The sequence below is a fragment of the Kutzneria buriramensis genome (genome assembly GCF_003387475.1).
Classification (GTDB): Bacteria; Actinomycetota; Actinomycetes; order Mycobacteriales; family Pseudonocardiaceae; genus Kutzneria; species Kutzneria buriramensis.
Genome location: NZ_QUNO01000004.1, coordinates 380,727 through 407,066 on the forward strand (window position 1 = coordinate 380,727; position 26,340 = coordinate 407,066).

33 protein-coding genes are annotated in these 26,340 nt (G+C 70.6%); 24 read left to right on the forward strand and 9 right to left on the reverse strand.

Annotated features, from left to right (window positions below):
• The first annotated feature begins 34 nt into the window (after nt 1-34).
• Genes BCF44_RS13830 through BCF44_RS13840 form a run of 3 tightly spaced genes read left to right on the forward strand, consistent with a single transcriptional unit; the run spans nt 35 to nt 1,418 of the window.
• Nucleotides 35-361 (forward strand): YbaB/EbfC family nucleoid-associated protein, encoded by a 327-nt coding sequence (locus BCF44_RS13830; RefSeq protein ID WP_116174927.1) that lies wholly within the window; start codon nt 35-37, stop codon nt 359-361.
• Between the two features lie 2 nt (nt 362-363).
• Complete coding sequence (gene recR / locus BCF44_RS13835) at nt 364-960, forward strand: recombination mediator RecR (protein WP_116174629.1); 597 nt, start codon at nt 364-366, stop codon at nt 958-960.
• Entirely contained in the window at nt 957-1,418 is a 462-nt protein-coding gene (locus tag BCF44_RS13840; protein WP_116174630.1) for a uridine kinase family protein, read from the forward strand. Before recR ends, BCF44_RS13840 begins: the two co-directional genes overlap by 4 nt.
• Here BCF44_RS13840 and BCF44_RS58500 read toward each other — a convergent pair.
• Nucleotides 1,401-4,424: an AfsR/SARP family transcriptional regulator gene (locus BCF44_RS58500; RefSeq protein ID WP_281283109.1), complete on the reverse strand. Its 3,024-nt coding sequence runs from the start codon at nt 4,422-4,424 to the stop codon at nt 1,401-1,403. The genes BCF44_RS13840 and BCF44_RS58500 overlap by 18 nt on opposite strands.
• Before the next feature lie 282 nt (nt 4,425-4,706).
• On the opposite strand from BCF44_RS58500, the gene BCF44_RS13850 reads away from it, so the two are divergent.
• The 8 genes from BCF44_RS13850 to BCF44_RS13885 all read left to right on the forward strand — a co-directional run bounded on the left by BCF44_RS13850 (nt 4,707) and on the right by BCF44_RS13885 (nt 9,055).
• On the forward strand, nt 4,707-5,300 hold the full coding sequence (locus BCF44_RS13850) for a YbaB/EbfC family nucleoid-associated protein (RefSeq protein WP_147328488.1): 594 nt from the start codon (nt 4,707-4,709) through the stop codon (nt 5,298-5,300).
• Nucleotides 5,301-5,306: 6 nt separating this feature from the next.
• Complete coding sequence (locus BCF44_RS13855) at nt 5,307-6,050, forward strand: WXG100-like domain-containing protein (RefSeq protein ID WP_116174633.1); 744 nt, start codon at nt 5,307-5,309, stop codon at nt 6,048-6,050.
• On the forward strand, nt 6,047-7,255 hold the full coding sequence (locus tag BCF44_RS13860) for a TNT domain-containing protein (RefSeq protein ID WP_116174634.1): 1,209 nt from the start codon (nt 6,047-6,049) through the stop codon (nt 7,253-7,255). The genes BCF44_RS13855 and BCF44_RS13860 overlap by 4 nt, the downstream gene beginning before the upstream one ends.
• A 12-nt stretch (nt 7,256-7,267) precedes the next feature.
• On the forward strand, nt 7,268-7,537 hold the full coding sequence (locus BCF44_RS13865) for a hypothetical protein (RefSeq protein WP_116174635.1): 270 nt from the start codon (nt 7,268-7,270) through the stop codon (nt 7,535-7,537).
• Nucleotides 7,534-7,953, forward strand: a complete 420-nt coding sequence (locus BCF44_RS13870; protein WP_147328489.1) for a hypothetical protein — start codon at nt 7,534-7,536, stop codon at nt 7,951-7,953. Before BCF44_RS13865 ends, BCF44_RS13870 begins: the two co-directional genes overlap by 4 nt.
• Nucleotides 7,954-7,955: 2 nt before the next feature.
• The gene (locus tag BCF44_RS13875) at nt 7,956-8,243 is read left to right on the forward strand and encodes a hypothetical protein (RefSeq protein WP_116174637.1); all 288 of its coding nucleotides are present in this window, start codon (nt 7,956-7,958) and stop codon (nt 8,241-8,243) included.
• A gap of 37 nt (nt 8,244-8,280) precedes the next feature.
• Nucleotides 8,281-8,538 (forward strand): hypothetical protein, encoded by a 258-nt coding sequence (locus BCF44_RS13880; protein ID WP_116174638.1) that lies wholly within the window; start codon nt 8,281-8,283, stop codon nt 8,536-8,538.
• Between the two features lie 313 nt (nt 8,539-8,851).
• Nucleotides 8,852-9,055: a hypothetical protein gene (locus BCF44_RS13885; RefSeq protein WP_116174639.1), complete on the forward strand. Its 204-nt coding sequence runs from the start codon at nt 8,852-8,854 to the stop codon at nt 9,053-9,055.
• Here the strand turns inward: BCF44_RS13885 and BCF44_RS13890 are convergent.
• The gene (locus tag BCF44_RS13890) at nt 9,037-9,606 is read right to left on the reverse strand and encodes a hypothetical protein (protein ID WP_116174640.1); all 570 of its coding nucleotides are present in this window, start codon (nt 9,604-9,606) and stop codon (nt 9,037-9,039) included. The two genes, BCF44_RS13885 and BCF44_RS13890, sit on opposite strands and share 19 nt — an antisense overlap.
• A 132-nt stretch (nt 9,607-9,738) precedes the next feature.
• On the opposite strand from BCF44_RS13890, the gene BCF44_RS13895 reads away from it, so the two are divergent.
• Complete coding sequence (locus tag BCF44_RS13895) at nt 9,739-10,575, forward strand: helix-turn-helix domain-containing protein (RefSeq protein WP_170217523.1); 837 nt, start codon at nt 9,739-9,741, stop codon at nt 10,573-10,575.
• Here the strand turns inward: BCF44_RS13895 and BCF44_RS13900 are convergent.
• Complete coding sequence (locus tag BCF44_RS13900) at nt 10,531-10,782, reverse strand: helix-turn-helix domain-containing protein (RefSeq protein ID WP_116174928.1); 252 nt, start codon at nt 10,780-10,782, stop codon at nt 10,531-10,533. The two genes, BCF44_RS13895 and BCF44_RS13900, sit on opposite strands and share 45 nt — an antisense overlap.
• 33 nt (nt 10,783-10,815) lie before the next feature.
• Here BCF44_RS13900 and map point away from each other — a divergent pair, with 33 nt between their 5' ends.
• A complete protein-coding gene (gene map, locus BCF44_RS13905) occupies nt 10,816-11,583 on the forward strand; it encodes a type I methionyl aminopeptidase (RefSeq protein ID WP_116174642.1) in 768 nt (255 codons plus the stop codon).
• Nucleotides 11,583-12,305, forward strand: coding sequence for a class II aldolase/adducin family protein (locus BCF44_RS13910; protein WP_116174643.1), 723 nt, complete (start codon nt 11,583-11,585; stop codon nt 12,303-12,305). The genes map and BCF44_RS13910 overlap by 1 nt, the downstream gene beginning before the upstream one ends.
• On the opposite strand, the gene BCF44_RS13915 is transcribed toward BCF44_RS13910, so the two are convergent.
• A complete protein-coding gene (locus BCF44_RS13915; RefSeq protein WP_170217524.1) occupies nt 12,213-12,842 on the reverse strand; it encodes a DedA family protein in 630 nt (209 codons plus the stop codon). The genes BCF44_RS13910 and BCF44_RS13915 overlap by 93 nt on opposite strands.
• A 136-nt stretch (nt 12,843-12,978) precedes the next feature.
• Here BCF44_RS13915 and BCF44_RS13920 point away from each other — a divergent pair, with 136 nt between their 5' ends.
• The gene (locus BCF44_RS13920) at nt 12,979-13,611 is read left to right on the forward strand and encodes a DedA family protein (protein ID WP_116174645.1); all 633 of its coding nucleotides are present in this window, start codon (nt 12,979-12,981) and stop codon (nt 13,609-13,611) included.
• A 63-nt stretch (nt 13,612-13,674) separates the two neighbouring features.
• Here the strand turns inward: BCF44_RS13920 and leuA are convergent, their stop codons facing one another.
• A complete protein-coding gene (gene leuA, locus BCF44_RS13925; RefSeq protein ID WP_116174646.1) occupies nt 13,675-15,444 on the reverse strand; it encodes a 2-isopropylmalate synthase in 1,770 nt (589 codons plus the stop codon).
• A 210-nt stretch (nt 15,445-15,654) separates the two neighbouring features.
• Between leuA and BCF44_RS13930 the strand changes: the two genes are divergently transcribed.
• The 3 genes from BCF44_RS13930 to BCF44_RS13940 all read left to right on the forward strand — a co-directional run bounded on the left by BCF44_RS13930 (nt 15,655) and on the right by BCF44_RS13940 (nt 16,670).
• A complete protein-coding gene (locus tag BCF44_RS13930; RefSeq protein ID WP_116174647.1) occupies nt 15,655-15,939 on the forward strand; it encodes a hypothetical protein in 285 nt (94 codons plus the stop codon).
• An 86-nt stretch (nt 15,940-16,025) separates the two neighbouring features.
• A complete protein-coding gene (locus BCF44_RS13935) occupies nt 16,026-16,322 on the forward strand; it encodes a hypothetical protein (protein WP_116174648.1) in 297 nt (98 codons plus the stop codon).
• Between the two features lie 36 nt (nt 16,323-16,358).
• The gene (locus BCF44_RS13940) at nt 16,359-16,670 is read left to right on the forward strand and encodes a YggT family protein (protein WP_116174649.1); all 312 of its coding nucleotides are present in this window, start codon (nt 16,359-16,361) and stop codon (nt 16,668-16,670) included.
• 93 nt (nt 16,671-16,763) lie between these two features.
• Here BCF44_RS13940 and BCF44_RS13945 read toward each other — a convergent pair whose 3' ends face one another.
• Nucleotides 16,764-17,324, reverse strand: coding sequence for a nitroreductase family protein (locus BCF44_RS13945; RefSeq protein ID WP_116174650.1), 561 nt, complete (start codon nt 17,322-17,324; stop codon nt 16,764-16,766).
• Between the two features lie 2 nt (nt 17,325-17,326).
• Nucleotides 17,327-18,496: a hypothetical protein gene (locus BCF44_RS13950; RefSeq protein ID WP_246015015.1), complete on the reverse strand. Its 1,170-nt coding sequence runs from the start codon at nt 18,494-18,496 to the stop codon at nt 17,327-17,329.
• A 90-nt stretch (nt 18,497-18,586) separates the two neighbouring features.
• On the opposite strand from BCF44_RS13950, the gene BCF44_RS13955 reads away from it, so the two are divergent.
• From BCF44_RS13955 to BCF44_RS13965, 3 genes are read left to right on the forward strand one after another with little or no spacing between them, the layout of a single operon-like run.
• Nucleotides 18,587-19,852 (forward strand): aspartate kinase, encoded by a 1,266-nt coding sequence (locus tag BCF44_RS13955; RefSeq protein ID WP_116174651.1) that lies wholly within the window; start codon nt 18,587-18,589, stop codon nt 19,850-19,852.
• Complete coding sequence (locus BCF44_RS13960) at nt 19,849-20,919, forward strand: aspartate-semialdehyde dehydrogenase (RefSeq protein ID WP_116174652.1); 1,071 nt, start codon at nt 19,849-19,851, stop codon at nt 20,917-20,919. Before BCF44_RS13955 ends, BCF44_RS13960 begins: the two co-directional genes overlap by 4 nt.
• A 7-nt stretch (nt 20,920-20,926) precedes the next feature.
• Entirely contained in the window at nt 20,927-22,378 is a 1,452-nt protein-coding gene (locus tag BCF44_RS13965; RefSeq protein WP_116174653.1) for a gluconokinase, read from the forward strand.
• Here BCF44_RS13965 and BCF44_RS13970 read toward each other — a convergent pair.
• Entirely contained in the window at nt 22,348-23,547 is a 1,200-nt protein-coding gene (locus BCF44_RS13970; protein ID WP_170217525.1) for an MFS transporter, read from the reverse strand. The two genes, BCF44_RS13965 and BCF44_RS13970, sit on opposite strands and share 31 nt — an antisense overlap.
• 83 nt (nt 23,548-23,630) lie before the next feature.
• Here BCF44_RS13970 and BCF44_RS13975 point away from each other — a divergent pair, with 83 nt between their 5' ends.
• The gene (locus BCF44_RS13975) at nt 23,631-24,089 is read left to right on the forward strand and encodes a Fur family transcriptional regulator (protein ID WP_116174655.1); all 459 of its coding nucleotides are present in this window, start codon (nt 23,631-23,633) and stop codon (nt 24,087-24,089) included.
• Here BCF44_RS13975 and BCF44_RS13980 read toward each other — a convergent pair.
• Nucleotides 24,062-25,183, reverse strand: a complete 1,122-nt coding sequence (locus BCF44_RS13980) for an alpha/beta hydrolase (RefSeq protein ID WP_116174656.1) — start codon at nt 25,181-25,183, stop codon at nt 24,062-24,064. The two genes, BCF44_RS13975 and BCF44_RS13980, sit on opposite strands and share 28 nt — an antisense overlap.
• A gap of 80 nt (nt 25,184-25,263) precedes the next feature.
• On the opposite strand from BCF44_RS13980, the gene BCF44_RS13985 reads away from it, so the two are divergent.
• The gene (locus BCF44_RS13985) at nt 25,264-25,839 is read left to right on the forward strand and encodes an NADPH-dependent FMN reductase (protein WP_116174657.1); all 576 of its coding nucleotides are present in this window, start codon (nt 25,264-25,266) and stop codon (nt 25,837-25,839) included.
• Between the two features lie 53 nt (nt 25,840-25,892).
• Nucleotides 25,893-26,315, forward strand: coding sequence for an organic hydroperoxide resistance protein (locus tag BCF44_RS13990; RefSeq protein WP_116174658.1), 423 nt, complete (start codon nt 25,893-25,895; stop codon nt 26,313-26,315).
• Nucleotides 26,316-26,340: the final 25 nt, after the last annotated feature.

Below are 26,340 nucleotides of genomic sequence, written 5' to 3' on the forward strand. Positions count from 1 at the left end.
GAGAGGAGCCGCGGTGCAGCCCGGCCAGCCCAACATGCAGCAGATCCTGCAACAGGCCCAGCAGATGCAGCAGCAGCTGGTGAACGCCCAGCAGGAGCTGGCGGCCGCGGAGGTCACCGGCACCGCGGGCGGCGGCCTGGTGACCGCGACCGTCACCGGCGCCGGCGAGCTCACGGCGCTGAGCATCGATCCCAAGGTGGTCGACCCCGACGACGTCGAGACGCTGTCCGACCTGATCGTCGCGGCCGTCCGGGACGCCAACACCAACGCCCAGGAGCTGGCCGCGCAGAAGATGGGTCCGCTGGCCGGTGGCCTCGGCGGCGGGTTCGACCTCGGCGGCCTGAGCCTGCCCGGGTTCTGACGGTGTACGAGGGACCGGTCCAGGACCTGATCGACGAGCTGGGCCGACTGCCCGGCGTCGGTCCGAAGAGCGCCCAGCGCATCGCCTTCCACCTGCTGGCCGCCGAACCGGCGGACATCGGGCGGCTCCAGGACGCGCTCCAGAAGGTGCGCGAAGGGGTGCAGTTCTGCCAGATCTGCGGCAACGTCTCCGAGGAGCAGACCTGCCGCATCTGCAAGGACTCGCGCCGCGACGCGACCGTGGTGTGCGTCGTCGAGGAGCCCAAGGACGTCGTCGCGGTGGAGAAGACCCGCGAGTTCAAGGGCCGCTACCACGTGCTCGGCGGCGCGCTCGACCCGTTGTCCGGCATCGGACCGGACCAGCTGCGCATCCGCGAGCTGCTGGCCCGGATGGGCGCGGACGACATCAAGGAGATCATCCTCGCCACCGACCCGAACACCGAGGGCGAGGCGACCGCGACCTACCTGGTCCGCCTGCTGCGCGACTTCCCCGGGCTCACCGTCACCCGGCTGGCCTCGGGCCTGCCGATGGGCGGCGACCTGGAGTTCGCCGACGAGCTGACGCTCGGCCGGGCCCTGTCCGGCCGCCGGACCGTGTGAGGATCATCGCGATCGACGGGCCGTCCGGCGCGGGCAAGTCCGAGTACGCGGCGACGCTCGGCCTGCCGACCGTGCCGACCGACCACTTCGCCACCTGGGACGACCCGGTCGCGTGGTGGCCGCGGCTGGTGGACGGCGTGATCCGGCCGCTGCTGCGCGGCGAACCGGGACGGTACCGGCGCATGGAGTGGACGGGCGGTGTGCCCGCGCTGGGCGCCGAGGTGATCGTCGAGCCGACGGAAGTCCTTGTCGTGGAAGGGGTTTCCGCCGGGCGCCGGGCGGCGATGCCGTGGCTGTCCCGCCTGGTCTGGGTTGAGGCCGACGATGCGCTGGAGCGGGCGGTCGCGCGTGACGGCGAGGCCAGCCGCGCGGATCTGTTGCGGTGGAAGGAATTCGAGCGCGGCTGGTTCCAGGTGGACGGCACGCGGGCGCGGGCCGACCTAATCGTCCAGCGCTAGCGCCAAGGCCTCCTGCGCCTGCTTGAGCAGCAGCGGGTCCACCACCGACTCGACCATCGCGAGTGCCTGCCGGGCCAGCTCCACCGCGTGTTTCCCGTTGCCCATCCGCCGGTGCAGCCTGGACTGCGCGATCAGCACGCCGGCTTCGAGGACCCGGTTGTCGATCTCCTGGGCGATACGCATCGCCTGGTCCAGCTGCCGCACGGCGCCGTCCCGGTCGCCGCGTCGGAACGCGACCTCGGACAGCGTGCCCAGCGCGGTCGCCTCGCCGCGACGGGAGCCGGTCTGACTGGCCTGCGCGACCGCGCTCGCCGCGTACTCCTCGGCCTGCGCCAGGTCCTCCAGCTCCAGGTACACCATGGCGATGTTGTCCAGCAGGTTGCTGCGGCCGTTCATCGAGCCCAGCTCCGTACGCAGGTCCAGCGCCGCGTGCAGGTGCGGCAACGCCTTGTCGGGCTGCCCCGTCTCCAGGTAGGTCAGGCCGAGATTGGTCAGCACCGACGCCTCGTCGTACCGGCGGTTCAGCGCCCGGAATCCGACCAGCGCGCGCTCGTACAGCGCCACCGCCTCGTCGTACTCCAACCACGCCATCTTCAGCGTGCCGAGCTTGGACAGCGCGGTGGCCCGGCCGCCCGGCAGGTCGACCTTGTCCGCCACGTCGAGCGCCTGCTCGAAACACGCCGCTGCCAGCGGCAGGTCCCCGGTCTCGCCGTACACGCCGCCGAGGTCGGTCAGCGCCTCGATGAGGGCCTCGTCCGGACCCATCTCGCGGTAGTAGGCCAGCGCCAGCGACAGCTGGTCGATGGCCTCCTCGTAGTGGCTCGAATCCCACGCCAGCGCGCCAAGTGCCTGACGCATAACGGCTTCCGCTCGCCGGTCGCCGGACCGCAGCGCCGCGGTGAGGCCGATCCTGGCGGTCGCCTCGCCCTCGTCGCCGGGCCGGTAGCCGCGGAAGTACCGGTGCAGCGCGTCGGCCAGGCCCCAGGCCGCCGGCAGCGGGCCCGTCTCCTCCGCCTGCGCCACCGCCGCGATCAGGTTCGCCCGCTCCGCGTCCAGCCACGCCAGCGCCTCGAAGTGGTCGCCGAACCGCGGCGTCGTCACGACGAAGCCGGCGCCCGGGACCGGCAGCCGCACGCTGCCCGGGGCCAGCGCGTTCGACGCCGCCGCCGACGCCTGGTGGTAGTACGCGGCCAGATTGGACCGGGCGATCACCTTCGAGCCGGGGTTCTCCTCGACGTTCGTGCGCAGCTCGGCGTACAGACGGAGCAGGTCGTGCAGCTGGTAGCGGCCCGGCGAGTGCTGCTGCACGAGGTTGGCCGCCGCGAGGCGGTCCAGCAGCCGCTGCGACTCGTCCAGCCGCAGCGAGGCCACCGCCGCGGCCGCCTCAGCCGTGAAGTCCGGGCCGGGGATCAGGCCCAGCAGCCGGAACAGCTGCCGCGCCGCCGGCTTCAACGCGTGATACGACAGGTCGAACGCCGTGTGCACGGCCGCCTCGTCGTCGCCGTCCACCACCAGCGCGTCCAGCCGGTTGCCCTGCCTCAGCTGCGCCACGTAGTTCGCCACACCCGGCCGGTTCGCCAGGTTCGCCGCCGCGATCCGCAGCGCGAGCGGCAGGTTGGCGCACAACTGCGCAAGCTCCACCACCGCCTCCGGCTCGGCGTTGACGGCCTCGGCGCCGAGCATCTTGCCGAGCAGGCCCGTCGCCTCGTCCGGCGTGAGCGCGTCCAGGCCGACCGGCCGCGCGCCCTGCAACGCCGTGAGCCCCAGCAGCGTGTCGCGGCTCGTCACCAGCACCGCACAGCCGGGGCTGCCCGGCAGCAGCGGGCGCACCTGCTCGGCCGCCGCCGCGTTGTCCAGCACCACAAGCACCTGCCGGCCCGCCATGCACGACCGGTAGAGCGTGATCTGCTCCTCGACGTCCAGCGGGATCTGCGACGGCGGAACCCCCAGCGCGCGCAGGAACCTGGTCAGCGCGTCCACCGTGCTCATCGGCGGGCCCGGGGCGTAGCCACGCAGATTCACGTACAGCTGACCGCCGGGGAAATGGCCGCTCACCTGGTGCGCGACGTGGATCGCCAGCGCCGTCTTGCCGATGCCGGGCGGCCCCGACAGCGTCACCAGCGGCACCGCGGTGTTCGTATTGCCGGCCAGCAGCCGGTGCGCGATCCGGTCCGACACCTCCTGCCGTCCGACGAAGTCCACCAGGTCGGCGGGCAGTTCCGAGGGCACCGCCTTCGACGGCGGGCGCGGCGACCGCTCCGGCGGCGCCAGGCCCGGGTCGTCGCGCAGCACCGCCTGGTGCAGCGCCCGCAGCCGCTCGCCGGGGCCCACCCCCAGCTCCTCCGCCAGCAGCCGGCTGATCTGGCGGAACGCCTCCAGCGCCTCCACCTGGCGGCCCGAGCGGTGCAGCGCCAGCATCAGCTGGCCCCAGAACCGCTCCTGAAACGGGTGCTCGCCCGTTACCGCGCGCAGCATCGGGATCAGGTCCGTGTGCCGGCCCAGGCTCAGCTCCACTTCGATGCGGCGCTCCAGCACCTCCAGCCGCCGCTCGACCAGGCGCTGGATCTCCTCGCGATGCAGCACGTCCGAGGGCACGTCCACCAGCGGCTGGCCGCGCCACAGGGCCAGCGCCTGGCCGTACAGCTCCGCTGCGGTCGGCAGGTCCCCGGTGGCCAGCGTCGACTGCGCCGCGGCGGCCAGGTCGGTGAATCGCAGCAGGTCCAGGTGGTCGGCGTCGACCGAGATCAGGTAGCCGTCCGGTGCGGTGCGGATCACCGACGGGTCGCCCAGCACCTGCCGCAGGCGCATCACGTACGTCTGGAGCGTCGCCTTGGACCGGTGCGGGGTGTCACCGTCCCAGATGCGGTCCACCAGCTCGTCCACCGAGACGACGCGGTTGGCCCGAAGGAGCAGGCAGGCGAGCAGGGTGCGGTGTTTGGCAGCGCCGATCGGCGCCACCTGGCCGTCCACGACGACCTCCAGTGGCCCGAGGATCCGGAACTCCACGGCCAACCCGGTCGCACCCCTTCTTCCCTGGCGAACGCTGCAAGTACAGATTGTGCACGCCGTCGGCGCGACGGCCGTCGGGTTCCCGCCCTATTGCGACAAGTAGGCACCGGCACGTGCACGGCGAATCGACTACCGGGCGCCACTCGCGCTGGTCACACCCCCCGACTGGTTTGCGGCGGGGCCGGCATCGAAGATGTGCGCGTGCGGTCCGGTCACGGCCGGACGGGAACCGGTCGCGCGCGACCGGCGTCGTAGGGCCCGACGTGAGAGGTGTTGGTGATGACCGATCCGGACCTGAGTCCTGAACAGCGCGTGGCCAAGGTCGCCGAGCTGCGGCAACAGGCCGACGGCGCGCTGGCCGGGCTGCGCGCCCAGATGGCCGCCGTGAAGCAGGCGCAGCAGCAGGCCCTGTCGAGCACCGGCGAGGCGACGTCGCGGGACGGCAGCGTGCAGGTCGCCGTGGACGCCACGGGCGTCGTCACGTCGCTGAAGTTCGCGCCCACCGCGTTCGACCGCACCACCCCCGACAAGCTGGCGCAGACCGTCGTCGCCACCATCCAGGCTGCCGCAGCAAAGGCCCGCGCCAAGGTCAGCGAGACCCTGGCACCGGTTCGCGCGCAGAGCGCCAACGTGCTCGCCGCCGCCGGCAGCGCCGTCGGCATGGACGCCGGGCAGCTCAGCACGCCCGCCGTGCCCCGGACCGCCACCGACCCCGGCGACCAGGCCGACCAGTGGCGTCAGCCCGCGCCGCCCGCGTACAGCCCGCCCCCGCCCGCTCCGCCGGCGCGCCCCGCACCGACCCAGCGGCCCGCCGCTCGCCGTGATGACGACGATGACGACGGCGGCTCCGTGCTCAACGAAGGGTCGTGGTGATAGCTCATGGGCGTCACCCTGCCTTCCGAGGTCACCTGGGTGCTGGACCTGATCGGCGTCGAGTGGCCCAACATCGACGAGGACGAGTTGAGATCGGCCGCCGACCAGCTGCGTCAGCTCGGCGGCGAGCTGTCCGGCAACAACGGTGACGCCAAGTCCGAGATCGAGGAGATGCTCGGCGTCAACTCGGCCGAGTCGCTGGAGATCTTCGAGGCGCTCTGGAAGAAGCTCTCCGATGGTCACCTCCAGCAGCTCGGCGAGGGTATGGACCTGCTCGCCACCGGCCTCGACATAGCGGCCGTCGTGATCATGGGCATGAAGCTGGCCGCCATCGTGCAGCTGGTCGTGCTCGCCGCCGAGCTGATCGCCGACCAGGCCGCCGCCATCGAGACGCTCGGCGCGTCCGAGGCGCTGGCCGTCGCGCAGACCGAGTTCACCGAGCAGATCGTCAAGCAGGCGATCAAGCAGGCCATCCAGACCGTCGAGCAGCAGCTGCTGTCCGTCGTCGAGGGCCCCATCTTCGCCGCGCTGGAGAGCGCCGGAGAGGAGCTCGCCACCCAACTCGTCGGCGACGCGCTGGGCACCCACCAGGGCATCGACCTCGGCGCCGTCGCCAATGCCGGCGCCGGCGGCTTCACCCAGGGCGTCAGCGACTCCGTCGACCAGGTCGAAGGCATGGTCTCCAGCGTCGTCAACGATCCCCTCGGCACCGCCGAGTCCGTCGCCACCAACCAGGGCATCCCGACATGAGCAAGGTCAACATCCACCCCGACCACCTGCGCAAGTCCGGCGGGAAGCTCAAGGACTTCGGCGGCAAGATCGAGCAGGGCGGCTCCAAGCTGGAGGAGACTGGCCAGAACCTCGTCTCCCACGCCTCCGGCGACCGCTCCGGCATCGGCGCCGTCGTCGCCAAGGCGATGGGCCGCGGCGTGGAGGTCACGGGCACGGTGTTCAAGGAGGGCGGCCGGGTCGCCGGCTCCGCCGGCGGCCGGCTCGGTACCACCGCCGACCTGTTCGAGGAGGCCGACGACACCGCCACCAAGGGCCTGCGCAAGGCTCATCCCGGCGTCAAGGGCAAGGTCGACCCGCCCGGTGCCTCTTCACGCGTCGGCTCCTCCGTCGGCAGCGGGGGTGGCGGCAAGGACAGGACCGCCAAGCCCGTTGCCGGTGGCAGTGCGAAGCCGACCAAGAAGGTCACCGTCGGCCGCGGCAAGGGGTTTCGGGCACCTGAGAAGCTTCCGTCCGGCACGGCCACGTTGCATCCGTCGGCCCGTGGCGACCTGCGGGATCCGGCGCCGTCCGGGAGCAAGGTCAGGTTCCTCGACGAGACCGGTATCCAGCAGCGCAACCCTGACGGCACCGCGATTCCCAGTTGGCAACTGAAGCATCCCCGGGCGGACCTGGTCGATTCCGCCGCGATCGAGCGAGCCCAACTCGACCCGCGCCGTCAGGGCATCGTCGACACGCCGGGCCGCCCGGCGTCGGATCCCGAAGTGCAGCGGCTCACCACCAGTTATGCCGGCACGCAGTGGCGGCCCTACAGCGCGGATGATCCGCAGGCCGAGCAGAAGTGGCGGCACGATTACGTCACCGCAGTCGATCCCGCCACGGGAAAGCCCAAGGACTACCACTGGCCGGACGCCGACACGCAGCCCAATGGATTCGACAGCCCGGAGGAGCGCCATCCCGCCGTCATCGAGTCAGGAAGCGTGATCGATCGATTCGGCAAGGCCGACGGGCGTTTCCTGTCGCCCGCGGGCACGCCGTACGAGCAGCGTGGGCTGCCGCCGCAGAACCTTGACGACGGCTACCATCAGTATCAGGTCATGAAGGACATCCCGGTGTGGGCAGGCAAGATCGCGCCGGCAATGGGGCAGCCCGGCGGCGGCATCCAATATCTCTCGCCGACCACGGTCGCTGACCTGATCCTTTCCGGTCATCTCAAGGAAATCTAGCCAGGAGCACACGTGATTATCTCGCTGAACAGCCTTCCCGATTTCCTTGAGACCATCGGCATCGATGAGGATGACGTCTCGATCGGTGAAAACGCCGACAACCGCTGGTGCATAGTGCGCCGCGAGGACGGAAAGTGGGCCGTGTTCTACCGCGAGCGCGGTGGCAACTTCGACGAGTCCATCTTCGATGCCGAGTCTGACGCCTGCTATACGATGCTGGGCAGGATGACGCTGCTTCAGATCACGAGGGGTGCGTTCCAGTTCGAGGACGACGACCGATGACAGATTTGTACGAGCAGCGGTACTACTCGCTGCTCGGCGGCCGCCAGTTCCGCACCGCCATGACCGTAGACCCGGATGTCGTCGACCTCTACTGGTACGACGACAATCCGCCGCTGACGGGATTCGAGAAGGTCGCGCCGAACATCTACATCCGGCACACGCCGCTCGTCGAGGTTGACAGTGTGCACCGCGTCGAGTGGTTCGCCGAGTATCGTGGCGAGCCGTTCAAGGTGACCGCCGGCCGAGGCGACAGGCTGCTCCTGTACTACCTCGGCGGGAGCGAGCCCAAGACGCGCGAACTGGGTCTCGACGTCGAGGAGCGGTTCGTAGCCACCGGCCTTATAGCCAAGTCCGACGTCGAGAACCTCCGCGAGGTGGACACGGTGGTCTGGCCCGAGGAAAAGGTTGCCAATTGAACGTGGCCGTCCTGACTGTCGACACCCTGCGTTCCGTGCTGGTTGCCATGGGCTGCTGGCATCGGGCGTGTGTCATCGGTGAAGCCGAGATGTGCTTCGGCATCGTCCACGACGATGACGGGTTGTGGCGGGTGTTCTGGATGGAGCGCGGAAACCGCAACGAGCTCTCGGAGTTCGCGGACGAGCAGGACGCCTGCCTCGAATACATGGGCAGGGTCGCCGGCAGCGCCAAGGTCGCCGAATGGCTCGTCGGTATCGGCCGTGCCGACCTGGTCACCAAGGTGGACTAAGACCTTGTCAACGCCGGTTAGCTGAGGGAGGTTCCCCGTGAATCGTGAAGAACTCAAGGAAGCGACCGCGGAAATTGGCATCGAGAACACTCTTGTTGCCATCAAGGGGTATGCGGAGTATGCGTGGTGCGTCGTTGAGGCTGACGACGGCGCGTGGGAAGTGTTCTGGGGCGAGCGTGGCAACAAGAACGAGTTGGAGCGGTTCTCTTCTGAGTATCAGGCGTGCAACTACCTCCTCGGTCGTCTCACGTATTCGCAGATTCTGGCTGGCCTGAGCTGGGTTGACGCTAATTAGTTCTCTTGATTGCGCCCTTGCGGTATGCCGTCCCGTCGGGAGGGTGCAATCGTTCGGGGGCTTTCGTGGTCAACTCGCTGGTCGGCCTTTCTGGGCGTCGAGTCTGATCTTTGGCGGCGGGTAATGCCACTCGATTCGGTGGAGGAGATCTACCACTCGAAGTGGTTGTGTGAGGTTCAAGGCGAGCCCGCTCTGGTGGGTGGCGAGACCGATGGCTCGGTATATCTACATTACATTGGCCATAATGGAATACGGGCTGCTGGGGAAGATGACAACGCTGGGTTATAACCGGATTTCGCGTTGATCAGAGCCGGTGGGTCACCAGTTGGTGGCGGCCGGTCTCTACGGAGCGTTGGCCGGCCTCGTAGGCGAGGCGGATGCGCAGGTCGGCGACGGTGAGGGCGGCGCCGTGGCGGGCGCCGGCGTGTTGGGGTTTGGGGCCGAAGACGTGCGGCTGGACGAGGACGGCGGCAACCAGAAGGACAACGCCGAGAGCGATCAGTACGAGCATGGCTGACGGAGGTCGGCGGCGGCTTGGCGCAGGGCGGCCTGGACGGCGAGGGGGTCGCCGGGGACCCAGTCGGTGGCGATGGGGGACACCCACCAGGTGAGGGCGCCGCCGCGGACGGGGCTGGGTGGCAGGGGGACGAACTCGCCGGCGGTGCAGAGTTCGGCGCCGGGGAGGTCGGGGGCGAGCGGGAAGCCGGGGAGCACGAGGAACCGGACACGGTCGGGCGACAGGGATGCCGGGGCGAGGGACCGTCGGAAGGGGCCGGTACGGGTGGCGGCGACGCCCAGTACGAGCGGCACGGAGATGACGTCGAACGCGGTGCCGGTGGGCGCGAGCACGGAGTACGGCGCGATCTTCCACAGCGAGTGGACGCGCCGGACGTCGCGGGTCGGCCGTGGGAAGACGGGCTCGAATTCGCCGGCGGCGCGGTCGGTGTGGCCGCGGGTGTACTCGCTGCCGGTCCACACCGAGCCCGGGACGATCTGCCAGCCGGCCAGGTGTGTGTAGTCGCACGCCGCCTGCTGGAGGCGGGTGCGGAGGGCGGGATTGGGGGTCATGGAGCCCAATCTAGTGGGTATGGTTGTTGGCAAGCTACCAAGTAGATGTCCCTCGATCGGGTGGGGTTGGGGGTGGCGGCCGGCTCGACGGGCAGGATGGGTGGCCGCGGAGTGGTTCGGAGGGGTGTGCTGATGGGGTCTGCCGCCGTCGCGGCGTACCGCGAGCTGCTGGGTGCGGTCCTGCGGAGCTGCCGGGAGAAGGCCGGCATGTCGCCGACCCAGGCCACGAAGTCCCTGGGCTGGTACAGCAGCGTCAAGATCGCCCGGCTCGAGGCGGGCGCCATCAAGATCCCGGAGGACGAGCTGGAGCGCATGCTCGAGCTCTTCGGGGTGCCGGCCGGCGAGGCCGAGAAGATCCGGTTCTTCGGCGTGAAGGCGCGCGAGCGGCCGTCCCGGGTGACGCCCAGCGAGAGCACGCTGCGGGCGTTCGTGGCCGAGGCGTCGGAGGTCAGGACGTACGCGGACCAACTGCTGCCGGAACTGACGCAGACCGTGGACTACGCGTACGCGCTGCTGTCGACGTCGCTGCGCACGGCGCCCTCGGACGTGGGACGGGAGGCGCGCGAACGGGTGGAGGCGCAGCGGCCGCTGACCTCGGTGCAGCCGCCGGACCTGCACGTCGTCGTGGGGGAGCCGGCGCTGTTGCGGCCGGTCGGCGGACGCCTGGTGCTCAGAAACCAGCTGGAGCACCTGCGCGCGCTCGTCGACCGGCCGAACGTGACGTTCCGGGTGATCCCCATCGACCACGGCGAGCACGCGGCCCTCGGCATGGCGTTCACGCTGATCACGCTGGCTGTGCCGGCGTTCACCACGGTCTACACCGAGGGGCTGACCGCCACCTCCTACGCGGACGCGCCGGACGAGGTGGACGCCTACAAGCTGGCGTTCCGCCGCATCACGGAGGCGGCGCTGCCCGAGGAGGACTCAGCGAAGCTGCTCGACCGTCGCATCGACGAGCTCGTCCAGTGACAGCCCGACCGCCTCGGCGACGGCGGCGACGGTGAAGAACGCGGGCGTCGGCACGCGGCCGGTCTCGATCTTGCGGAGGGTCTCCACCGAGATCCGGGCGTCCGCCGCGACGTCGACCATGCTGCGGCCGCCCCGCGCGGTGCGCAGCAGTCGGCCGAGCCGCTCGCCGCGGGCTCGTTCGGACTCGGTCAGCGGGACGCGCACCACAACCGTCATAGTAATACCGGTAAAGTTATTGGTGTGATCGAGCTGAAGACAAAAGCCGAGATCAGGGCCATGAGGGTGGCCGGCTCGGTGGTGGCCGCGGGGCTCGCGGCCGTCCGGGAACGAGCCGTCGTGGGCGTCGGCCTCAGGGAACTCGACGCGGTCGCGGCGGAGGTCCTCGCGCAGCGGGGCGCCCGCTCGTCCTTCCTGAACTACCACCCGCGCTTCGCGCCGACGCCTTATCCGGCGGTCCTGTGCACGAGCGTCAATGATGCGGTGGTGCACGGCATTCCGAACGACTACAGGCTTCGCGACGGCGACGTGCTCAGCATCGACTTCGGCGCCGAGGTAGACGGCTGGCACGGAGACGCGGCGATCACCGTGCTGATCGGCGGGCAGCAGCCGGAGGACGTGGCCCTGGTGGAGGCCACCGAGCGGGCGCTGCGAGCGGCGATCGAGGTCTGCCGGCCGGGCAACACCCTCGGCGACATCGGCCACGCGATCGGGCCGATCGCCCGCAACGCCGGTTACGGCATCCTCGCCGACCACGGCGGCCACGGCGTCGGCCACGCCATGCACGAGCTGCCCCACGTGCCCAACGAAGGGGAGCCGGGCAAGGGCCTGACGCTGCACCCGGGCCTGGTGATCGCGATCGAGCCGATGTTCACCGGCGGCGGCGAGGACACGTACTGGACCGGCGTCGACGGCTGGACACTGCTCACCGAGGACGGCAGCCGGGCGGCGCACTTCGAGCACACGATCGCGATCACCGAGGACGACCCGATCGTGCTGACGGCGCCCTGATGTTGCTCGCGGACGCCAGGCGACAGGTTGTCGAGACGTGTCGGCGAGCGGTCGAGGACCGGCTCGTCATCGGCACCGCCGGCAACGTGAGCGTCCGCGTCGGCGACCTCGTGGCCGTGACGCCCACCGGCCTGGACTACGGCGATCTGACGCCGGACCTGGTCGGCGTGCACGAACTGGACGGCACCGCCGTCGAGGCGCCGCTGAAGCCGACCAGCGAGCTGCCGATGCACCTCGCGGTCTACGCCGACACCGATGCCAAGGCGGTCGTGCACACGCATTCCATAGCCGCCGCTGCGCTGTCGGCGGTCGTGGACGAGGTGCCGGCTGTGCACTACTACCTGGCGCTGCTCGGCGGCCGGGTGCTGGTCGCGCCGTATCGCGCCTTCGGTTCGCCGGAGCTGGCCGCCGCGCTCGTGGACGCGCTGGGTGACCGAAGCGCCTGCCTGCTCGGCAACCATGGGGCCGTCACGACCGGTGTGGACTTGGCGCAGGCGTATCAGCGGGCCGGCTACCTGGAATGGGTCTGCGAGGTGGCGCTCAAGGTGCTCGGCACCGGGCACGAACCGACGTTGCTCTCACGGCGGCAGATGGACGAGGCCGTGGCCAATTTCGTCGGCTACGGCCAGTCAGCCGGCGACGGGCTCCAGATCGGGGTCGTCGTCGATGTCGAGGGCGACGGCGGTCTCTGCGGGGAGGGCACGACGCCGCTGGGCCCGTAGGAACATGCTGGCCGGCAGGCTGAGCACGGCCGCGATGCCGAGCGAGACGCCCAGCGCCAGCGGGATGTCGTCGTCGGCGAGCTCACCGCCGAGGTAGCCGAGCAGCGTCGCGTACAGGCACCAGAGCGTGCAGCCGATGGTCGACGCCATCGCGAACCGGCGCAGCGGGAAGCGGAGCGAGCCGCACAGCACGGCGCCGATGGTGCCGCCGCCGGGCAGCCAGCGGCCGCCGATCAGGATCGGCTCGGCGTTGCGGGCCAGCCGGTCCTTGATCCACTCCAGCACCAGCGCGGGCGTCCGGCGCTGGGCGAACTTCGCGATCGCCGGATGTCCGAGCCGTCGGCCGATGCCATAGTTGACGAGGTCGGCCAGCACACACGAGGTGATGGCCGTGATCACCACCCATTGCAGCGGGAGCTTGCCGGACGCGGCCAGCACCCCGCACGAGATGAGCACCGGCTCGGTCGGCAGCAGCGGCACGAAGCCGACGAGGAACACCAGTCCCAACGCCGCCGCCACACTGTCCGGAACGCTCATGTCCACAGTCAACATCGTCCCGGCCCGCGTGATGCCAGATCACATCGACTCCTCAGGAAGTCGACAGCGGCCCGACAGCCGGAGTTCGATCGGGCACACTGGACACAACGTACGGACAGGGGAAGGACCGACGACCTTGCACATCGACCAGTGGATCGCGGCCATCCCACCGCTCGCGGTGTACGTCACGATCGGCCTGATCGTGATGATCGAGAGCCTCGGCATCCCCATCCCGGGTGAGATCGCCCTGGTCAGCGCCACCCTGCTGACCATCCACCCGTCATCGGCGGTGCAGTGGGAGTTCATCGCGGTGGCGGCCACCGCCGGCGCGATCATCGGCGACTCGATCGGCTACTCCATCGGCCGCAAGGGCGGCAAACCGCTGTTCGAGTGGCTCGGCCGCAAGTTCCCCAAGCACTTCGGGCCCAGCCACCTGGCCACCGCCGAGCGGGCGTTCGCCAAGTGGGGCATGTGGGCGGTGTTCCTCGGCCGCTTCATCGCGTTGCTGCGGATCTTCGCCGGTCCGCTGGCCGGCGCGCTGCACATGCGCTACCCGAAGTTCCTGGTCGCCAACGCGCTCGGCGGCATCGTGTGGGCCACCGGCACAACGGCGCTGATCCACTTCGTCGGGCAGGCGGCGGAGAAGTGGCTGAGCGGTTTCGCCTGGGTCGGCCTCGGCGTGGCCGTCGTCGCCGGCGCCGGCATCTCGCTCTACGTCAAACACCGCGCCGGCAAGGCCATGGCCGCCCCGGCCGACGAGTCCCACTGACTTCTCGACGTTTGGAAAGGACCATTCCTGACGTCGAACGTCAGGAATGGTCCTTTCACCGTGTCAGCGCGAGGTGCGGTTGACCGCGGAGACCACCGCACGCAGCGAGGCGGCGACGATGGAGCTGTCCACCGCCACGCCCCAGAGCACGGCGTCGCCGACGGCGCACTCCACGTAGGAGGCGGCGCGGGCGTCGTCGCCGGCGGTGAGCGCGTGCTCGACGTAGTCCATGACCCGGACGTCGAAGCCGACGGTGCTCAGCGCGTCCACGAACGCGGCGAGCGGGCCGTTGCCGACGCCGGTGATCTCGTGCTGGTCGCCCTCCACCCGGACCTGGGCGGTGATCCGGTAGTGGCCCTCCTCGTCGTCGTCGACGCGGTGCCGGACCAGCTCCAGCGGCGTCACCCGGTCCAGGTACTCGCCGGCGAAGGCGTCCCACATCTGCTTCGGCGACACCTCGCCGCCCTGCGAGTCGGTGACGCGCTGGATGACCTTGGAGAACTCGATCTGCAACCGGCGCGGCAGATCGAGCTGGTGCTCGGTCTTCATCACGTAGGCGACGCCACCCTTGCCGGACTGCGAGTTGACCCGGATCACGGCCTCGTAGGTGCGGCCCACGTCCTTCGGGTCGATCGGCAGGTACGGGACCTCCCACGGGAAGTCCTCGACCGGCACGCCGGCCTGGTCGGCGGCGGCCTTCAGCGCGTCCAGGCCCTTGTTGATCGCGTCCTGGTGGCTGCCGGAGAACGCGGTGTACACCAGGTCGCCGCCATAGGGGTGGCGCTCGGGCACCGGCAACTGGTTGCAGTACTCGACGGTGCGCCGGATCTCGTCGATGTCGGACAGGTCCAGCTGAGGGTCGATGCCCTGGCTGAACAGGTTCATGGCCAGCGTGACCAGGCAGACGTTGCCGGTGCGTTCGCCGTTGCCGAACAGACAGCCCTCGATGCGGTCGGCGCCGGCCTGGTAGCCCAGCTCGGCGGCGGCCACGCCGGTGCCGCGGTCGTTGTGCGGGTGCAGCGACAGGATCACCGAGTCGCGGCGCTCCAGGTGGCGGTTCATCCACTCGATGGAGTCGGCGTACACGTTCGGCGTGGCCATCTCGACGGTGGCCGGCAGGTTGATGATCACCGGTCGCTCCGGGGTGGCGCCCAGGATCTCGGTGACGGCGTTGCACACCTCGACGGCGTAGGACAGCTCCGTGCCGGTGTAGGACTCGGGCGAGTACTCGAAGCGGAAGTCGGTGTCGGGCTGCTTCGCCGCCAGCTCGACGACGTACTCGGCGGCCGAGGTGGCGATCTTCTTGATGCCCTCGCGCTCCTCACGGAACACCACGCGGCGCTGGAGGATCGAGGTCGAGTTGTAGATGTGCACGATCGCCTTGCGGGCGCCGCGCAGCGACTCGAAGGTGCGCTCCAGCAGCTCGGGGCGGCATTGCGAGAGCACCTGGATGGTCACGTCATCCGGGATCGCGCCGTCGGTGATGATCTCGCGGACGAAGTCGAAGTCGGTCTGGCTGGCCGCCGGGAAACCGACCTCGATCTCCTTGAAGCCCATCCGGACCAGCAGGTCGAACATCTTGCGCTTGCGGGCCGGCGACATCGGGTCGATCAGCGCCTGGTTGCCGTCGCGCAGGTCGACCGCGCACCACAGCGGCGCCTTGGTGATCCGTTTGTCGGGCCAGGTGCGGTCGGGTACCGAGATCTCCTCGACCAGCTCGTGGAACGGCCGGTAGCGGTGCGTCGGCATCGAGCTGTCGCGCTGGGTGTTCCATACCGGCTGGTCGGCCGAGGCGGGGCGGGAGGGCGTGCGGATCTTGCTGGACTCGCTCATGGATGTGAACTCCTGCTGACCGGGATGACTCGACCGGCGGCAGCGCTCAACTCCGCGACGGGGGGCCGGTCTGGATCAGACCCCGCCACGGCAGCGAAGCAGGAGGGCGAAACGCACGGGCGGAGCGTAACCGCTATCGCCGGATCGTGAAACCCGGGACCCACATGCTGGGCACGATCGGGGAGCAAGGGGCTGTGGTTAGGTGGACCCATGGCGTCAGGGGGCAAGAAGACCGGCGTGCTGTCCACGGTGATCAACCTCTTCGGCGTGCTCACCGGCCTGGTCATGATCATCCGCATGCTGCTGGTGCTGACCGGCTCGACCTCGGACAACGTGTTGTTCTCCGTGGTCAAGGTGTGGTCCGACCTGCTGGTCCTGTGGTGGGGCAGCATCGTCAAGCCGGCCGGCGCGCCGGCCAGTGTGATCATCACGTACGCGCTCGCGGCGGCGTTCTGGCTGCTGGTGACCCGGATCGTGGCCCGGGTGCTGCGGTGACGGTGTAGCGATCACGCGGGGTGGGTATTCACCACTCGACGCCACCCGATCGGGTGGCAAACGTGTCGAGCGAGGTGAGGTCGGTCATGGCTACCTACGTTCGTGGCGGTCGCGCGACGGCCGGGACGGTAGTTCGCGTCATCGGAACGATCATCGCGGTCATCCTGGTCGCCCACATCCTGTTCGGCCTGCTAGGGGCCAACCCGAACAACCCGTTGGTGGTGTTCGTCGCGCAGTGGGCGGACGTGCTCGCGATCTGGTTCCGCGGCCTGTTCGCCACCGGTAGCGACGCGCTGAACGTGATCTTGAACTACGGCCTGGCTGCGGTGTTCTGGCTGGTCGTGACGGGTCTCATCGCCCGGGTGCTCTACCGCGCCGGCTGATCGACGCCGGCCGGCGGGCATGGCAGACTGCCCCGTATGGCGGAACAGACGGAGACGCACGCGCGCGGCAGGGTGATCGGCATCGTCGCCGCCGTCCTGCGCTGGGTCGGCACCATCATCGCCGTCATCCTCGTCGCGCACGTGCTGCTCACCGTGTTCGGCGCGAACCCGGACAACCCGATCACCGAGTTCGTCCGGTCCTGGGCCGACCCGCTGGCGCTGGCCTTCCGCGACCTGTTCACGCCGGCCGACGCCAGGCTGCGGGTGCTGGCGAACTACGGTCTCGCGGCGATCTTCTGGCTCATCGTCACCAGCATCGTGGTGCGGCTGGTTCGCCGCCTCGGCTGAGTTGTCCACAGGCGACCCGCTAACAAGATCGACTAGGCGTCTCCGCTGGTAGACTGGGCTTGGGGTCGCCCCCCTGGGTTGGGTGGGGGCTGGTCAGAAGGCTGGGGAGCCCCAATTTTCCGTGAAAACCAGCTCCGACAACGGCTTTCGGGTTCGCGGGGCAACTTCACGGGTGGCGAGGTCCTCGGGCAGTAGGTCGGTCGAGCCCAGCACCCCCACGGCGATCACCACGACGGCCCGGGCCGTCGACGGAAGGCCGAACGACGAGGCGATGTCCTCCGGCGAGAAGCCGCCCATCTGGTGCGCGACGAGGCCCTCGGCGACGGCCTGGAGCACCAGGTTCTGAGCGGCGAGCCCCAGCACGTAGTCGGGCTTGGGCATCGGCCGGCCGGTCTCGTCCTCGGTCACGACGCACCCGACGATCAGCGCCGACGCGGCGCCGGCCCATGTCTGGTTGCCGGGTCGCAGGGCGGCGAAGATCCGGTCGAAAGCCGACGAGCCGCGGCGGCCGACGAGCCAGCGGCCGGGCTGGGTGTTGCCGCTGGAGGCGGCCCAGCGGGCGGCCTCGAACAGGGACTCCAACTGCTCGTCGGTGATCTTCGCGGCGGGATCCAGGGCCCGGGGGCTCCAGCGCTGGCTGATCAGGGGATGCATGCTCAGATAGCGTAGGGCCAGGCGGTGATCGAGTACGCGCCGAACCAGGCGCTCATGGCGGCGACCGAGGCCAGGGTGAGCCACTGGGTCGGATTGCGCCGCTTGACCAGGGCCATGGCCAGCGGGATGAGCAGCGTGAACGCCGGCAGCATGAGCCGGGCCTTGGAGTTCATCAGGCCGTTCGAACCGAGGTCCATGACCAGGACGGCGACGCCGTACACGATCAGCGGCCACGGCACGCGGTGCCGGACGCACAGCACGATCAGGGCGATGGCGGCGACGCACAGGCCGACGGTGAGGACCTCGAGCACCGAACGGCCGGAGGCCAGGGCGTCGAGGGCGAACTTGAAGGTGGCCTTGCCGCCGTCGAACTCTGAGCCCCAGCCCCGCTGCTGCACCACGAACCAGCCGTCCCACTGCCCGGTCCGCACGCCGACCCACGCCAGGTACCCGAGGAGCCCGAGCGGCGAGAGCAGCGCCCCGACCCACGGCCGCCAGCCGTCCTCGCGCCGCACGATGGCGATCACGGCCGCCACGCCGATGGCGGCGATCACGGCGGCGGCGGTCGGCCGGACCAGACCGGACAGCAGGCACAGCACCCCGGCCCACAGCCACCGCCGCTCCAGCAGGAACACCAGCGACCACACGGCCAGCGCGCAGAACAACGCCTCGGAGTACGTCATCGACAGCACCACGGCCATCGGCGAGGCGGCGAACACCGCGGCCAGCACGAGCCCGAGCCGGCGGGACCCGCCGGGCACCAGCGAGCCGAGCCGGACCAGCCCGTACGAGCAGGCCAGACCGGCCAGCACGGTCACCGCGAAGGCGGCGTCGACCAACGTCACCCCGGGCAGGTGCGCGAACAGGCTGATCAACGCCGGGTAGCCGGGGAAGAAGGCCAGCAGGTTGGTCTGGTCGTGCTGGAAGTGGGCGTCCACGAGGCCGCCGCCGGCGATGTTGTAGCCGCCCTGCGCGAGCCCCAGGAACCACTGCCCGTCCCACGATGTGAGCGCGGCGGTGATCGTCCGGCCGTTGCGTGCGGCCATCCAGGCGAGCATCGCCAGCCCCGCGGCGCGCACCCCGAGGAACACCAGTGCGGGCGCGGTGAGGTACGCGACCTGCCGCGACGTGGCGGAACTGGCCTCGGGACGGGCCGTCGTGATGGCTGACACCCCGATCCCTTCGTCTGGCCACCGGGTCTGCTGCCGAGGGTACGCTGCGACCCGACACGCTCTGGCCCGGTCTGCGAGGAGGTTCGATCAGTGGCACTGGTCGTGCAGAAGTACGGCGGCTCCTCACTCGAAAGTGCCGACCGGATCAAACGCGTGGCCGAGCGGATCGTCGCTACCAAGAAGGCCGGCAACGACGTCGTCGTGGCCGTCTCGGCCATGGGCGACTCCACCGATGAGCTGCTGGACCTGGCCGCGCAGGTCGCGCCGGTGCCGCCCGCCCGCGAGCTGGACATGCTGCTGACCGCCGGCGAGCGGATCTCGATGTCGCTGGTCGCCATGGCCATCCACTCCTTGGGATCGGAGGCCCGGTCCTACACCGGCTCGCAGGCCGGCGTGATCACCACCGCGGTGCACGGCAACGCGCGCATCATCGACGTCACGCCGGGCCGGATCCAGGACGCGCTGGCCGACGGCGCGATCGCCATCGTGGCCGGCTTCCAGGGCGTCAGCCAGGACAGCAAGGAGATCACCACGATCGGCCGCGGCGGCACCGACACCACCGCCGTCGCGCTGGCCGCGGCGCTCAAGGCCGACGTCTGCGAGATCTACACCGACGTGGACGGCGTGTTCAGCGCCGACCCGCGCATCGTGCGGGACGCGGCGCACCTGCCCCAGATCACCTACGAGGAGATGCTGGAGATGGCGGCGGCCGGCGCGAAGGTGCTGCACCTGCGCTCGGTCGAGTACGCGCGCCGGTACGGGGTGCCGCTGCGCGTCCGTTCCTCGTTCAACAACAAGCCGGGCACGCTGGTGACCGGGTCGATGGAGGACCTTCCCGTGGAGCAGGCGATCATCACCGGCGTCGCGCACGACCGGTCGGAGGCCAAGGTCACCGTCACGGCGGTGCCGGACCACCCGGGCATCGCGGCGCGCATCTTCCGCGTGGTCGCCGACGCCGAGGTCGACATCGACATGGTCGTGCAGAACGTCTCCCAGGTCGCCACCGGCCGCACCGACATCACGTTCACGCTGCCCAAGGCCGACGGCCCGAAGGCGGTGGCCGCGCTGGAGAAGGCCAAGCCGGAGATCGGCCACAGCGGCGTGCTCTACGACGACCACGTGGGCAAGGTGTCGCTGATCGGCGCGGGCATGCGCTCGCACCCCGGCGTGACCGCCACCTTCTGCGAGGCGCTGTCCACCGCCGGCGTGAACATCGAGATCATCTCCACCTCGGAGATCCGGATCTCGGTGATCTGCCGCGATACCCAGTTGGATGACGCGGTCCGCGCCCTGCACGATGCGTTCGAACTCGGCGGCGAAGAAGAGGCCGTCGTCTACGCGGGGAGCGGGCGATGAGCAATCGACCGGTGCTCGCGCTGGTGGGTGCCACCGGCGCGGTCGGCAGCGTCATGATCGACATCATCAACGCGCGGGAAACCGTGCCGTGGGGCGAGATCCGGCTGATCGCGTCGGCCCGCTCGGCCGGCCGGAAGCTGACCGTGCGCGGCGAGGAGATCACCGTGCGGGCGCTCGCGCCCGAGGTCTTCGACGGCGTGGACATCGCGATGTTCGACGTGCCGGACGAGATCTCGGCGGAGTGGGCGCCGATCGCCGCCGAGCGCGGCGCGGTCGCGGTGGACAACTCCGGCGCGTTCCGGATGGACGACGACGTGCCGCTGGTGGTGCCGGAGGTGAACGCGCACAAGGTCGCCGAGCGGCCGCGCGGCATCATCGCCAACCCGAACTGCACGACGCTGTCCATGATGGCCGCGCTGGGCGCCCTGCACCGCGAGTTCGGCCTCAAGGAGCTCGTCGTCGCCTCGTACCAGGCCGTTTCCGGCGCCGGCGCGCCCGGCATCGACCGCCTGTACGCGGAGCTGGAGGCCGTCGCCGGCCAGAAGCTCGGCGTCAAGGCCGGCGACGTGCGCGAGGCGCTGGCCGCGGCGGGCCTGGGCTTCGAGGACTCGCCGTTCCCGGCCCCGCTCGCGCTGAACGTGGTGCCCTGGGCCGGTTCCTACAAGGGCGACGGCTGGACGTCCGAGGAGCTCAAGGTCCGCAACGAGTCCCGCAAGATCCTGGGCATCCCGGACCTCAAGGTCTCCGCGACCTGCGTGCGCGTCCCAGTGATTACCACGCACTCGCTGGCCGTGCACGCGGTGTTCGAGCGCGAGGTGACGGTGGAGCAGGCGCACAAGGTGTTCGCCGCGCAGCCCACGGTGGTGCTCGTGGACGAGCCGGAGCAGAAGAAGTTCCCGACACCCGCGGACGTCGTCGGCGAGGACCCGACCTACGTCGGCCGGGTGCGGCAGGCGCTGGATTTCCCGAACACGCTGGACTTCTTCGTGTGCGGCGACAACCTGCGCAAGGGTGCCGCGCTGAACACGTACGAGATCGCCGAGACGCTGGCCCCCGAGTTCGGCTGAGGCGGACATGACCGAGGTCGTGTTGGGTGTCGACCTCGGCACCACGGCGACGAAGGTGGTCGCCACCCGGCCCGACGGCCGGGTGGTGGCCACCGCCGAGCAGGGCTATCCGCTCAAGACCGGCGAGCACGGCGAGGCCGTGCAGGACCCGGACGTGGTGCTGGCCGCCGCCACCAAGGCGTTGTCTGAGTGCGTGCAGTGCACCGAAGGCGACATTCGCGCGCTGTCGTTCAGCTCGGCGATGCACACGCTGCTCGCCCTCGACGGTGACGGCGAGCCGATCACCCCGGCGCTGAGCTGGGCCGATCACCGCGCCGCCGACATCGCCAAACGCTTGCGGGCGGACCGCGGCCTTGCGCTGGACCTGCACGCGGCGACCGGCGCCCCGGTGCACCCCTCGTTCCCGCTGGCCAAGCTGGCCTGGTTCGCCGAGCACGAGCCGGATATCTGCCAGCGGGCCGCGAAATGGGCCGGCCTCAAGGACTACGTGCTGGCCCGCTTCACCGGACGGCTGGTCACCGAGCACTCCAACGCCTCGGGCACCGGCCTGTTCGACATGTACGACCTGACCTGGCACGGGCCGGCGCTGGCGATCGCCGGCGTGCACGCCGACCAACTGCCGACGCTCGTCGAGCCGACCAGGGCGCTGGCCCTGGCCGACGGCATCGCCGGCCTGCCGAGCGGCCTGCCGGTGATCGCCGGCGGCGGCGACGGGCCGCTGGCCAACCTCGGCGTCGGCGCGATCCGGCCGGGCATGGCGGCGTTGTCACTGGGCACCAGCGGCGCGCTGCGGGTCGTCCGAGACCGGCCCGGCGTCGACGATCGCGGCCGCGTCTTCTGCTACGCCCTGGCCGACGGGCTGTGGGTGCTCGGCGGCGCGGTCAGCAACGGCGGCGTGGTCGCGCAGTGGGCGTCCGAGGTGTTCGGCGTGCCGGTCCCGGAGCTGCTGGCGGAGGCCGAGGCGGAGCCGCCGGGCGCCGCCGGCCTGCTCGCTTTGCCTTACCTGCTGGGAGAACGGGCGCCCTGGTGGGACCCCGATCCGCGGGCGGTGCTGGTCGGCCTGCGCCGCGAGCACGGCCGGGCGGTGATCACCCGGGCCATGATCGAGGGCGTCGGCCAGCAGCTGGCGCTGGTGCTCGACGCCGTTCGGGACGCCGGCGCGAGCGTGCACGAGATCCGCGCAACCGGCGGCGCCTTCCGTGGTCCACTGTGGACGTCGGTGATCGCCGCCGCGTTCGGGCAGCCGCTGTCCTTCGTGGACGGCAACGAGGGATCCGGTGTGGGCGCGGCACTTCTGGGCTGGCGCGCGCTCGGCGAGCTGCCGTCCCTGGACGCGGCCGCGGACCTCGTGACGCCGGTCGACACGGTCGCGCCCGAAGAGTTCGCCAGCCACCGGATGGCCCGCAACCGCCCGGCGCTGGAACGGATCTACGACGCGCTGAGGGAGCTCGACAGCTGAGGACGGCCGAGCTTGCGCCCGCCCAGCGCGACGCCGACCGCAGTGCCCAGCAGCCCGACGCCGCCCGCGGCGGCGAAGCCCCACGCCGGTGACGAGTTGTCCATGACCACGCCGATCAGCGGCGCGCCGATGGCCGCCCCGATGGTGTACGCCGAGCTGTAGACGCCCATCACCGTGCCGCGCACCGACTCCGGCGACAGCCGCGTCACGGCGTCCGATGTGGACGAGAAGGTGGGCGCGCACAGCAATCCGTTGGGCACCAAGGCCAGGGCCAGCAGCCACCACTGGCTGGTGATCAGGCCGACCGGAATCATGGTCGCGCCGACCAGCGTGATCAGCACGACCAGCGGCACCGGGCGCGGCAGCGCGCCGTGCACGATGCCGCCGACCACCGAGGCCAGGCACCACACCGCGATCACCAGCCCCGACCAGCCGACCTGGCCGGTCTGGCGCAGCGCGGCGACGATCGCCACCTCGGACCCGGCCATGATCAGCACCATCGCGCCGGCGATCACCAGCGCGGCGATCATCGGCCCACGCAGCCACGACATCAGCGGCGCATGCTCGTGCTGCTCGGCTTCCTCCGACTTCACCGGCGGGTCCAGCGCGTACAGCCAGACGCCGGACAGCACCGAGGCGGCGCCGACGGTCAACATCGCCGTGGTCGAGGAGAACGTGGTGGTCAGGAACACGCCGGCGGACGGCCCGACCATGTACGAGAGCTCGGTGAGCACCGAATCCAGCGAGAACGCCGGCCGTCGGTAGCTGTCGTCCGGCGGCAGCAACGCGACCATCGACTGCCGGGCGATGGACATCACCGGCAGCGCCAGCACACCGCCGACGAAGGCCAGCACTATCAGCGACCAGTAGGGCAGCCAGGGGATCGAGGCCCAGAACACGCCCGCGGCGATCGTGCTCAGCAGCACCGTCCGGCGCACGCCGCGACGATCGATCATCCGGCCGAGCATCGGGCCGCCCAGCGCCATGCCGATCGTGGTGGCGGCGGCCACCGCGCCGGCCTCGCCGTAGCCCATGCCCAGGCCGAGCACTACGTGCAGGGTGATGGTCACGCCCGAGGCGGCCGCCGGGATGCGAGCCAGCCCGGTGACCACGAACAGGGTGCGCACGCCGGGCAGGCGCGCCACCCGGCCGTAGGACGTCAAGACCACACGCTCGATGTCACTAGGTACCAGGCCCGCCGCGCAACCGATTTCTTGTCGGATTCAAGGATGCGTGGTGAGCTGGTTGAACGATGACTCTCGACGACTCCAGCGTGCAGACACTGCGCCGACGCCTGCGCACGGCCGGGCTGCGGGTGACCGCGCCCCGGCTCGCCGTGCTGGAGTGGCTCGCCGGACATCCGCACACGACCGCCGACCAGGTCGCGACCGGCGTGCGCGACCACATCGGCTCGGTGTCCACGCAGGCCGTGTACGACGTGCTCAACGCCTGCGTGCGGGCCGAGCTGGTGCGCAAGATCGAGCCGGCCGGCTCGGCCGCCCGCTTCGAGACGCGTACCGGTGACAACCATCACCACCTGGTGTGCCGCGGGTGCGGCCGCACCGAGGACGTGGACTGCGCGGTCGGCCCCGCGCCGTGCCTGGACCCGTCCGACTCGCTGGGGTTCGAGCTGGACGAGGCCGAGGTGGTGTTCTGGGGCCGCTGCCCGGACTGCCTGCGGGCTCAGGTCAGCCAGCCGCCTACCGGGTAGCCGTTCAGCTCGTCGGGCTTCACGGCCTTGCGCCGCGGCCGGCCGTTGCGGCTGATCGCCAGGCCCGTGCGCAGCGCGCTGGCCGCCTCCAGCGTCGCCTCCTTGAACGAGTGCCCCAGGCCGGTCATGCTCGCGAAGCCGTGGAAGAGGCCCTCGTGCCGGCGCAGCACGATCGGCACGCCGGCCTCCGCGACGCGACGGGCGAACAGCTCGCCCTCGTCGCGCAGCGGGTCGAAGCCGGCCGTCGCGAGGTACGTGGGCGGCAGCCCGCTGAGGTCCTCGGCCAGCAGCGGCGACACCCGCGGGTCCGGCCGGGTCGCCGGGTCCGGGACGTAGCGCTCCATGAACCAGTCCATGCCGGCGTCGGTGAGAAAGTAGCCGTTGCCGAACAGCTCCCGCGATCGCCGCCGGGTCGTCGCGTCGACGGTGGGGTAGAGCAGCAGCAGGAACACCGGGCGGGCGTTGCCCGAGGCGACCTGCAACGCCGTGACGATCGACAGGTTGCCGCCCGCGCTGTCGCCGCCGAGCGCGATCAGCTTGGGGTCCGCGCCGAGGGCGGACGCCTCCGACACCGCCCACTTGAAGGCGGCGACGCAGTCGTCGACGGCGGCCGGGAAGGGGTCCTCCGGGGCGAGCCGGTAGCCGACGGACAGCACCCGCACACCGGCGTTGCGCGCGAGGAACCGGCACAACCCGTCGTGGCTGTCGATGTCGCCGATGACGAAGCCGCCGCCGTGGAAGAAGACCAGCAGCGGCGAGCCCTCCGGCAGGTCGCCGGGGCGGTAGAGCCGGGCCGGGATGTCGCCCGGCAGCAACAGATCCTTGGTCGAGACGGGCTCGATCTCCGCGCCGCCGACGAGCTCGCGGCCGCCGCTGATCGCCGCCCGTGCCTGCTGCACGCTCTTGCCGTGCAGCTCGACCCCGGACAGGCGCTGCATCTTCAGCAGCAGCTGCGCGTCCAGGTCGAGGGTCTGGCCGTCGATGCGCACCGGCCGGCCGGCGATCAGCCGCCGCGCGGGCGCCGGCAGCGCGAACAGCGCCTGAAGCAACTTGCCTTGCCATCGGACCGGAATGGACTGCGCAAGCGTCGCCATGGGGCAGGACACTACCCGTCGGTAGGTACCGGAGCGAGGGATCTTGACCTCAAGCGCGCTGTAACTCGTACGGTGTGTGTATGACGGTGACGGTGGTTGGTATCGGCGGCTCCTTGCGGGCCGACTCGCAGTCCGAGCGGGCGCTGCACGTCGCGCTGTCGGGCGCGGAGGACGCGGGCGTCAAGACCATCGCCATCACCGGAACCGACCTGGTGCTGCCGTTCTACGACCCCGCCGTGCCGGAACGCCCGGAGGCCGCGACCCGCCTGGTCGAGCTCCTGCGCGACGCCGACGGGGTGGTGCTGGTCTCGCCCGGCTACCACGGCTCGCTGTCGGGGCTGGTCAAGAACGCCCTCGACTACGTGCAGGACCTCAGCGACGACCCGCACCCGTTCCTGGACGGCCGTGCCGTCGGCTGCGTCACCAGCGCGATGGGGTGGCAGGCCGCCGTGAGCACGCTCACCGCGCTTCGCTCGATCGTGCACGCCCTGCGCGGTTGGCCCACGCCGCTGGGCGTGCCGCTGAATACTGCGGAGGTCCGCTTCGAGACCGACGGCACGTGCTCCGACCAGCGGGCCTACGACTCGCTGCGGTTGGTCGGGCGGCAGGTCGCCGAGTTCGCCCTGGGTGAAGTCGGTCACCACCGACTTCATTGAGCCGGGTCGGAGCGTTGTACCGGTCGGTAACTTTGAGCAGTAGGGAGACCGACATGGCAGCGCTGTACACCGCCGAGGCGATCGCGATCGGCGAAGGCCGCAACGGGGAGGTCCGCTCCTCCGACGGCGTGATCGACGAGATCCTGGCCGTGCCGAAGGAGCTCGGCGGCCCCGGCGGCGACAAGACCAACCCCGAGCAGCTGTTCGCCGCCGGCTACGCGGCCTGCTTCCACAGCGCGCTGCAGGCGGTCGCCCGCCGGCAGAAGATCACCCTGCCCGAGACGTCCATCACCGCCAAGGTGAGCCTGCTGCCGCTCGAGGGCGGCGCGTTCACCCTGGCCGTCGAGCTGTCGGGCCACTTCCCGGGCTTCGAGCAGGGCGCCGCCGACCAGCTGGTCGCCGCCGCGCACCAGGTGTGCCCGTACTCCAACGCCACCCGCGGCAACATCGACGTGACCGTCAACGCCACGGTGTGACTTTTAGCCGCTGCCTCCTCGGGTA